Source organism: Calditrichota bacterium (assembly GCA_013152715.1).
In the GTDB taxonomy this organism is placed as follows: domain Bacteria; phylum Zhuqueibacterota; class Zhuqueibacteria; order Thermofontimicrobiales; family Thermofontimicrobiaceae; genus 4484-87.
Window position 1 is genome coordinate 1 of record JAADFU010000017.1, and the last position, 9599, is coordinate 9599.

Sequence of the window (9599 nt, forward strand, 5' to 3'; positions counted from 1 at the left end):
GAAGAGTGAATCTGGGGATTACGGTTTCTTTTACTGAAAAGTGAGTTTGGATCTCGCCGCAGAGGCACCGAGGACACAGAGAAAAAAATGAACCCTTTCAATGTTTGGAACCTTTGAAAGGGTAGTTACAGAAATTTTGGGAGTTACGAAAATAAATTTAAACAGGTTCTCTAATGAGAAAATATTTTATTGGCATTATTTCGCTGCTTTTAATTTTCAATATTTCTCTTCCCGGGCAAACCATTAATCGTACCGGCACTTCAGCCGGGCAGTTTTTGAAATTCGGCGTCAGCGCGCGGGAGAATGCCTTGGGTGAAGCCGGTGTTGCCATCGCCGAAAATCCGGCGGCGCTTTACTGGAATCCGGCGGGCATTCCGAGAATCAAATTCCCTTCTTTCATCGGCTCGCAAAATCAGCTCTATTTGGATTTGTCGTACAGTTTTCTCGGGTTTGTTTATCCGGTAAATTCGTCCAATGCCGTGGGGGTGAGCGCATTATTTTTGAATTCCGGAGAAATGGAAGTTACGACTTTGGATCAGCCGCAGGGAACTGGCAGATATTTTTCCTGGGAGTCGATGATGCTCGCCATTTCCTACGGCAGATATTTTACGGATCATTTAAGTCTGGGAATTACGCTCAAATATGTCCGCGAGGGCGCGTACAGTCTCACGGCAAACGGCGTGGCAATAGATGTCGGTTCTTTGCTCGACACCGGCGTTTTAGGAATGAAATTGGGGGTGAGCTTGAGCAATTTGGGCACGGAAATGCATCTTGGCGGGAAAAATTTGCAGATTGATCATGATTGGTACAAGAGCGAAAATGAAACCATTTCTTCGTCAGCGTTTCTGGAAACTTCGGCATGGCGGCTGCCTTTGCTTTTTCGACTGGGATTAGCCATGGAAATCATCGGCGGACAGGGACAATTAGCGCAAAGTGAGAATCATAAAATTATCATCGCAACCGACACCGTGGATCCGCGCGATGGTCTGTTACAGGCAAATATTGGCGTTGAATATCAATGGCGGGGAATGTTCATGCTTCGCGCCGGATATCGGGGAATTTCTCTGGAGCAGAATGATTCTTACGTGACATCAAGCTATTCTGCCGGCCTTGGGTTCCGTTATCGCATCGACAAAATTGATCTTTCGCTGGATTACGGATTTTGCGATTACAAAATGCTTGGCTCCGGCCATCAGGTTTCTGTTGTCATTGGCATTCCGTAAAAGGTGCTCACTCAGATGTTTTTTCGCTGAAATAAAAAATGTGATTGTATTAAAATATATGTGATACGGCAGGGGAGCGGTTCAATAATTTTCAAGTATCAAAGCAATTAAATTTTTCTGTTTTCTGTAATATAATTATTTAGAAAGGACGATTGGCATAATATTGTTTTAAGAATTACAAAAAATGCAGAATAAAAATATAATTCTTGACAATGAAAAAAGATTTACTTATATTGTTTTCAGTTTGTTTATTTGAAACTGACCTGCATTTTGACGATCAGCGCAAAATCAGGTCATTTTGTTTTTAGCGTTGGTTTTCGGACAAAATTAAAAAAAGAAATTAGCTCGATAAGTTACAATCCCGAAGGAGGTGAGTGAAGCGAAACAAAAATTTCGCGCGAATTATGGACTTAAAACTTGAAACATTGGAATACCACAGTAGAGAAAGACGCGGGAAAATTGAAGTCATTGCCACAAAACCATGCGTCACTCAAAGGGACCTTTCAATGGCGTACACGCCTGGCGTAGCGGAGCCCTGTCGCAAAATTGAAAAAAATCCCGAAGATGTTTACACGTACACGGCGAAGGGAAATTTGGTTGCCGTGGTTTCGAACGGAACGGCAGTGCTCGGACTGGGCAACATAGGCCCGCTCGCCGGCAAGCCGGTGATGGAAGGAAAAGGCGTTTTGTTTAAACGCTTCGCTGACATCGATGTGTTTGATATTGAATTGAATACGGAAAACCCCGATGAAATCATCCGAGCGGTTCAACTGATGGAACCGACTTTTGGCGGCGTGAATTTGGAGGACATCAAAGCTCCGGAGTGTTTTTATATTGAGGAGAATTTGAAGAAGACATGCAATATCCCGATTTTTCACGACGACCAGCATGGAACGGCGATTATCTCGGGCGCAGCGCTGCTCAATGCGGTGGAATTGGCAAAGAAAAAAATGGCAGAGATTGTTATTGTCGTTAATGGCGCCGGTGCTGCCGGAATTGCGTGTGCTGATCTTTATGTTGCCCTGGGCGCCAAAAGAGAAAATGTCATCATGTGCGATTCCAAAGGCGTGATTTATAAAGGCCGTGAAGCAGGCATGAATCCTTACAAAGAAAAATATGCCAGCGATACCAAAGCTCGCACCCTGGCAGAAGCGATGAAGGGAGCCGATGTGTTTGTTGGCGTTTCTATCGCTGATATTGTCTCGCAGGATATGGTCCGTTCTATGGCAGACAATCCGATCATTTTCGCCATGGCAAATCCTGATCCGGAAATTCGCTACGAAGAGGCGGTTGCCGCCAGAAAAGATGTCATCATGGCGACGGGACGGTCGGACTACCCCAATCAGGTGAATAATGTGCTCGGATTTCCGTTCATTTTCCGCGGCACGCTTGATGTGCGCGCCACGGCGATCAACGATGAGATGAAGATTGCTGCCTCCCATGCGCTGGCAGACCTGGCAAAAGAAGATGTGCCGGATTCTGTGTGCAAAGCCTACGGCGTGGAAAGAATTGCTTTTGGCAGAGAGTACATCATTCCCAAACCGTTCGACCCGCGCGTTTTGCTCTGGGAAGCGCCGGCCGTGGCAAAAGCAGCAATGGATACCGGCGTGGCGCGAATTAAAGTCGATCTGGATAAATATCGCGAGCAGTTGGAAGCGCGTCTGGGTCGGTCTCGCGAAATGATGCGTTTCGTCATCAACAAAGCGATTCGCAAACCGAAACGCGTGGTTTATCCCGAAGGCGAAGAAGACAAAGTTCTCCGCGCCGCGAATATTGTCGTTCAGGAAAAAATCGCAAAACCGATTCTGTTGGGGCGACCTGAATTTATCAAAAAGCGCATTCAAGAGCTTCAATTGGATATTCCGGATTTGGAAATTATTAATCCTACCGAATCTCCGATATTTGATGCTTATTGCAAAGAATATTACCGGCTTCGCCAGAGAAAAGGCGTCACGATGTTCGACGCTAAAAAATTGATCGCACAGCCGCGATTTTTTGCGCCGATGATGGTTCGTATGGGAGACGCGGATTCGGTCATCGCCGGTTTGACCATGCACTACCCGGACACAATTCGTCCGGCGCTGCGTGTCATCCGAAAGCGCGATGATGTGTCCAAGGTCGCAGGAATGTACATGCTGCTGTTCAAAAATAAAATTTTCTGTTTTGCGGACACGACGGTAAATATTGAGCCCACGGCTGAGGAATTGGCAGATATTGCCATTCTGACCGCTGAAACAGCCCGACGGTTTGATATTGAGCCGCGCGTCGCCATGCTGTCTTTTTCAAATTTCGGCAGCGTGGAAAGTTCACAGTCGATCAAAGTGAAACAAGCCGCAGAAATCGCCAGACAAAAAGCTCCCAATTTGATGATCGACGGGGAGATGCAGGCGGATACTGCTGTGGTTGCGGAGTTGCTGGAAAGTGATTTTCCGTTTTCTTCGCTCAAGGGTGGCGCAAATGTGCTCATTTTTCCGGATTTGGCCGCCGGCAATATTGCTTACAAATTGCTCATTCGTCTGGGCGGCGCGGAAGCTATCGGTCCGATCCTGATGGGATTACAGAAATCCGTCCACATTTTGCAGCGCGGTTGCGAGGTGAACGATATTGTCAATATGACGGCAATCGGGGTTGTGGAAGCGCAAGAGCAAGAGAATAAGAAGTAAGTTTTGAGGAGATATTTTTACAAAAGGCTCTGCAGGCGTGCTTGTGGAGCCTTTTTTGTTCAAAGGCAGAAAAAAATAAGCCACCACGTCTCGAAAGACGCAAAGCTTTTTTCTAACTATCGCGCCATGATGGCTCTCGCGAATGGAAAAGCGCCTTTGGCGATTTCAAATTTAAGCATGTTAGCTTTTGGCGGAAGGTTCGTACTGCGCGGCAGAATGCTTTTTCTGCAGCTTGCTGAGCATGAAAACAAATGAGCGAAGCGATTACATCGTATTGAGCTCCAATCTCGGCCAATTTGAGATCGTTTTTGGCATTTTCGAGCCACTTTGCAGGAGAAATGTCAGCTGAGTACTTGTTTCTCTGATTCATAAACTACTTCGCCGCTTCCGGCTATTGGTCGGTAAATCAGTCCGGGAGTATCTTTCAGACTGAATATTTGAAACCAATCTAAAATTGCTCCGTTTTAAAATTGTCATTTTACCTGAATCAAAAATATTTCGGGGAGACCCCTTTAACATGGCAGGAAACGAGAAGCGAAAAACGATCCGCATCTTTGCGCTGGCTTCTTTTCTGAACGATTTTGGATCGGATATGATTTATCCGGTCTGGCCTTTGTTTGTGACGACTGTTCTTCATGCGAATATGTCTGTGCTGGGTTTCATCGACGGGCTCGGCGATGCTATCGTTTCCGTTTCGCAGGCGTTGTCCGGATATTTTTCCGACCGGCTGCGGCGGAGGAAAATTTTCATCTGGGTCGGCTATTTGTTCGGATCATTTTCTCGCATCGGATACGCGCTTTCGACGACGTGGCAGCATCTGATTCCGTTTCGCGTGCTGGATCGCAGCGGGAAAATTCGCAGCGCGCCTCGGGATGCGTTGGTGGCAGAAATTTCTACTGACGCCGATCGCGGCAGAAATTTCGGCGTCTTGCGCACCATGGATCATCTGGGCGCGGTGATGGGAATTCTCGCTTGCATCCTTCTGATTGATCATCTGGGCTATCAAAAATTATTTCTGTTGGCGGCGCTTCCCACGCTGTTGGGCGCACTGCTGATTTTCATCTTCATCGCCGAGCCAAAATCGGATCGGCGTCGGGTTTTCAAAGGATACGATTTTCGTCATTTGGACAACAATTTGCGTCTGCTGTTTTCATTGAGCGCAATTTTTTCGCTGGCGTCTTTCAGCTATTCTTTTCTGCTGATTTTTGCCAAAGAATTGGGCTTTCGTACGGCCTTTGTGCCGGTACTTTATCTGATTTACACGATTTTTGCTTCGGCAACATCTCTGCCTTTCGGTAAATTAGCCGACCGCGTCGGCAGGAAAAATGTGCTCTGGTTGGCTTATCTGCTCTGGATTTTCGTGTGCGTTATTTTCATCGCCGCGAAAACGAAATGGATCATTTTGGCAGGATTTGTGCTGTACGGCGTGCACAAAGGCGCGTTTGAACCGGTGAGCAAAACAATGATCGCAGAATTGGCGCCCGAAAAATTCAAAGCCAGCGTTATTGGCGGCTATCAAATGGTAACCGGCCTTTGCGCGCTACCGGCGTCGGTGATTGCTGGTTTTCTCTGGGATAATTTTGGCAAACCGGTTCCCTTTGCCGCGTCAATGGCGATGACTTTTGTTTCCATCGGGTTGTTGTTTTTTGTAAAAGAAAAGAAGAGATGAAATCAGGCTTCATCTTCGGGAGGCTACTGTGCGAAGACTTACTGTTTTCTTTATCATTTTACTTTTGTTTGGCGAATCAAATTTTTGTTTTGCGGGAGTGAATGAATTTTCGCGGAAACGACCTTCTGTGGGCCTGGTGCTTTCCGGCGGCGGCGCCAAGGGATTCGCCCATATCGGCATTTTGAAAATGCTGGATTCGCTGAAAATTCCGGTGGATTACATCGCCGGAACCAGCATGGGGGCGATCATCGGAGGACTCTATTCCATCGGCTACAAGGGCGTGGAACTGGAACAGTTAGCCCGGCGCAGCGACTGGGAAGAAATTTTTACGGACAAGCCGCCACGCAAAATGCTGCCCTATTTTGAGAAAAAGCAAACCGGCAAATATCAACTCGAATTTTATCTAAAAGGAGTCAAGCCGATTCCGCCGAGCGGGCTCATTTACGGGCAAAAAGTATTGCTGCTTTTCACCAGTCTCACATTTCCATTTGAAAGAGTCAAAGATTTTGATCAACTGCCGATTCCTTTCCGCTGCGTGGCAGTGGATCTGGTGTCCGGAAACGAAGTTGTTTTGCACCGCGGCTCTCTGGCAAAAGCCCTGCGCGCGACAATGGCGATTCCTACGGCATTCAGTCCGGTTGAATGGGGAGACTCGCTGTTGGTAGACGGCGGCCTTGTCAACAATTTGCCCGCAGACGTGGCAAAAAAAATGGGCGCGGACATCATCATTGCCGTGGATGTGGAAAGTCCGTTGAAATCACGCAAGGAATTGAATAGCGCCATCGATGTACTCAATCAAACGGTGACTTTGTTAGGCATTGAGCGCAAACGGAAGAATTTGAAGTATGTCGATTTGTTGATCAAGCCCAATGTCCGCGGCTTTACGACGGGGGATTTTGAGAGCGAAAAAATCAAGGTCTTGATAAAGAGAGGAAATGAAGCGGCAAAAGCAGCGCTGCCACGACTGCTTGCCTTGAAAGAAAAATATCATTTGAACCGGCTGTTCAATGAGGCGAGCGAGCAGGTTACACGGGACTCTGTGAGGATTCATGACATTCAGATTACCGGAAATCGCTCTGTCGAAAATGAATTTATTTTTTCAAAATTGCATCTTTCGCCAGGACAAATTTTCGATAGCAAAATTCTGGAACGGGGTATTGCCGAATTGAAATCCAGCGGGCTTTTTCGGAAAATTTCCTACGAAATTGTTCCCTACCGCGAGAATCAGGCGAGATTATTCCTGCGCGTCGTTGAAAGGGAAAAACCACTAATCTTTCGTGTGGATATTTCCGGCAATCGACATCTACCGTTCTCCTTCATTTACCAATTGCTCGGATTCAAACCCGGTGATCGGCTGGATGTGGAGAAACTGAGTCGCCAGATCATGCAAATGTACGGTCTGGGATATTTCGAGCATCTGGAATATTCGATAGAGCCAGCGTTAGAAGGTGTCATTCTAAAAATTCGCGTGAAGGAACTCCCCATTCGGCGTCTGCGAGTCGGGGTGCGGTATGATGATCACTATCGGCTGGTCGGCGTGGTCAGCGGGCAGGCGACGAATTTGTTCATTCCGGGAATTCGTTTCGAAAATGAGCTGCAATTCGCCGGACTCAATCGCTTCCGCGGCAAAATTTCCTACCCCTCTCGGGCGTTGAATTTGCCCATTTATCCGTTTGTGTATATCGAGATGAAAGATATTCCGACGTGGATTTTTGGATCCGCGGGTTTTAAAATTGCCAGCTATCGCGACCGAAGTTTTCGCTGGGGAGGAGGCATCGGATTTCAGCTTTTCCGCTCGTTCGATCTGGAGATTCAGTATCAGCAGGAAAGATTGAACATCAAACCAGAGATCGGTTTCCCTTACAGCGGTGGCTTGTCTGAGTGGAAGGATGAGCTACATCAACTCTCTTTTGCGCTCGACATCGACGTGCTCGATGACGTCCTGCTGCCGCACAACGGTTTTCAAATCAACGCCAAATATGAGCAGAGTTTTCAAAAACTGAAGACAGATTTGCCGTTCAAACGTTTCGAGGCGTCCGGAGATTTTTATTTCAGTCCCAATGAAAAAAATATGCTGCGATTTTTTGGCTTTTACGGCGATGGCTCAAAAGATTTGCCCATTTACAAATATTTCAACAAAGGAAAACCGGAATATTTTGTGGGGCTGGAATTCGATCAGTTGACCGGGAACAAGTTGACGATTTTTCGACTGGATTATCGGTATGAGCACAAAAAAGACGTTTTTTTTAAAATTATGGCGAATGTCGCCGTGAATAGCTCCTATCGCATTGCTGACGTGACATATCCGTTCAATACGCTTTACGGCTTTGGCTTCGGCGTGAAACTGCTGTCCCCGATCGGACCGCTGGAGTTGATTTTCAGCCGCGGGACAAAAAACATGACTGGCGAGCAAAAATATCAAAATCAATTCTATGTTATCATGGGGTATAAGTTTTGATGGTTTAAAGTTTCGGAACTCCAAATCCGAAACTAATTTCAAGACCACAAATAGTCGTGTTTGACATGATACAGGGATTTGAAAATATTTTCTTTGATCAAGCGGTCGTGTTTGCTCAAATCTTTCAACAGTTGCTTTATGAACTCCCGGCGTGTGTTTCCTGCCGTGGGACAAGGATTTTTGAACACCGGAAAATCGTGCCGCTTGCCGTATTCTTTCAATTTGTGCTCCCAGATGTAGACAAAAGGTCTGATGATGTGAAATTTTCCGTTGAATAATTCCTGATTGGGATTGATGGAGCCGATTTCTCTGCCGTAAAAAATATTGATGAGCAGCGTTTCAATCACATCGTCTTTGTGATGGCCCAGGGCAATTTTATTGCAGCCGAATTCGTCCGCGAGCTCGATCATTCGTTTCCGGCGCCAGCGGGAACAGGTGAAGCAGGGCTTTTTCTTATTTTTTTCGCTGTGAGCGTAAACGCCGATGTCGGTTTTGTCGATGAGGTAGGAGTAATTATTTTCCTGCAAGAATGCCTCAATTTTTTCCAGATGGTGATAATCCGGCGCCGTGAAACCCAGATCGATGTGCACGACTTTCACGGAAAAATCGTTAGTCACAAAGACTTTTCTGCCCGTCAGCATCTTCAACAGAACAAACGAATCCACGCCGCCGGACAAACCCAGCAAAATCCTGTCGCCCGGCTGAATCAGATCAAAATCATTGATCGCTAATTCCATGTTTTTGCGGATGAATTCGTGGAGATTTTTGGCCATGGTGTTCTCGTTATCCGATTTTTCTGATTAGTTTTAGTTGAAAAAAAATTGCCAGGCTATCGTAACGGACAGACAAAATAGGGGAAAAAAATGAAAAAGTCAAGGTGATTTTTTGAGGTGAATAAACGAAAAAATCCGCCGCAGGCGGATTAACATTTGTAGCAGACAACGATTGTGGCACTAATGATGAACGCCGAAGGCGTTCTTGTGCTCAATAAAAATTTGAACCTTTGTCGCTTTAGTTTCTATATGACATTTTCTATCGTTTGTATTTTCCAATACTTCTTTAATTATCACGATTATGCCAGAACAAAGTTAAGATAATATTAGGCGTTTGTTTGTAGGGTAAGCTGCGTACGCCAAACAACTTTTGGCTTTGCGCCGGAAGTGTCAATGGCATAGATCTCCAATCCTTCTTCCCTGAATCGGCCGGATTTGATCTCATAATCTATCTCGAACTTTAAGTGGCACATGGCCACCTTTTTCCAGCTATAAAGCGTGATCTCTGCGATAGCAAACTTGTGTATCGTACAGCTCGAACCGAATTTCCTATAACTTTCAACCATTGGCTCGATGCCCACGATGGGCGTGCTTGAGCCAGGAGGAAGCATGACGACGGCATTGTCATAGTAGTCGTAAAGATCATCATAACGACCATCTAACCACGCTTTGTTCAAATCGCGTATGAACTGCTCAATATTTGTCATTTTATTTTATCGCACCTTAACGATTTGCGGTTAAGCCGATTTGCCACGCTTAAACAAAATTTCAAAATGCCGATTCACCGCCGGCGTGGCAAATTCGGCTTGAACC

The 9599-nt window shown here is 46.2% G+C and carries 7 protein-coding genes; 4 read left to right on the forward strand and 3 right to left on the reverse strand.

The annotated features are described in order from the left end of the window. Nucleotides 1-173 precede the first annotated feature (173 nt). Entirely contained in the window at nucleotides 174-1223 is a 1050-nt protein-coding gene (locus tag GXO74_01460; GenBank protein NOZ60327.1) for a PorV/PorQ family protein, read from the forward strand. 404 nt (nucleotides 1224-1627) lie between these two features. Next, complete coding sequence (locus GXO74_01465) at nucleotides 1628-3886, forward strand: NADP-dependent malic enzyme (protein ID NOZ60328.1); 2259 nt, start codon at nucleotides 1628-1630, stop codon at nucleotides 3884-3886. Nucleotides 3887-3998: 112 nt separating this feature from the next. On the opposite strand, the gene GXO74_01470 is transcribed toward GXO74_01465, so the two are convergent. Beyond that, entirely contained in the window at nucleotides 3999-4256 is a 258-nt protein-coding gene (locus GXO74_01470; protein NOZ60329.1) for a HEPN domain-containing protein, read from the reverse strand. 147 nt (nucleotides 4257-4403) lie between these two features. Here GXO74_01470 and GXO74_01475 point away from each other — a divergent pair, with 147 nt between their 5' ends. After that, the gene (locus GXO74_01475; protein NOZ60330.1) at nucleotides 4404-5555 is read left to right on the forward strand and encodes an MFS transporter; all 1152 of its coding nucleotides are present in this window, start codon (nucleotides 4404-4406) and stop codon (nucleotides 5553-5555) included. A gap of 28 nt (nucleotides 5556-5583) precedes the next feature. Further along, the gene (locus GXO74_01480) at nucleotides 5584-8013 is read left to right on the forward strand and encodes a BamA/TamA family outer membrane protein (GenBank protein ID NOZ60331.1); all 2430 of its coding nucleotides are present in this window, start codon (nucleotides 5584-5586) and stop codon (nucleotides 8011-8013) included. Between the two features lie 38 nt (nucleotides 8014-8051). On the opposite strand, the gene GXO74_01485 is transcribed toward GXO74_01480, so the two are convergent. Beyond that, entirely contained in the window at nucleotides 8052-8786 is a 735-nt protein-coding gene (locus GXO74_01485) for a tRNA 2-thiocytidine(32) synthetase TtcA (GenBank protein ID NOZ60332.1), read from the reverse strand. Between the two features lie 326 nt (nucleotides 8787-9112). Continuing rightward, on the reverse strand, nucleotides 9113-9493 hold the full coding sequence (locus GXO74_01490; protein NOZ60333.1) for a hypothetical protein: 381 nt from the start codon (nucleotides 9491-9493) through the stop codon (nucleotides 9113-9115). Nucleotides 9494-9599: the final 106 nt, after the last annotated feature.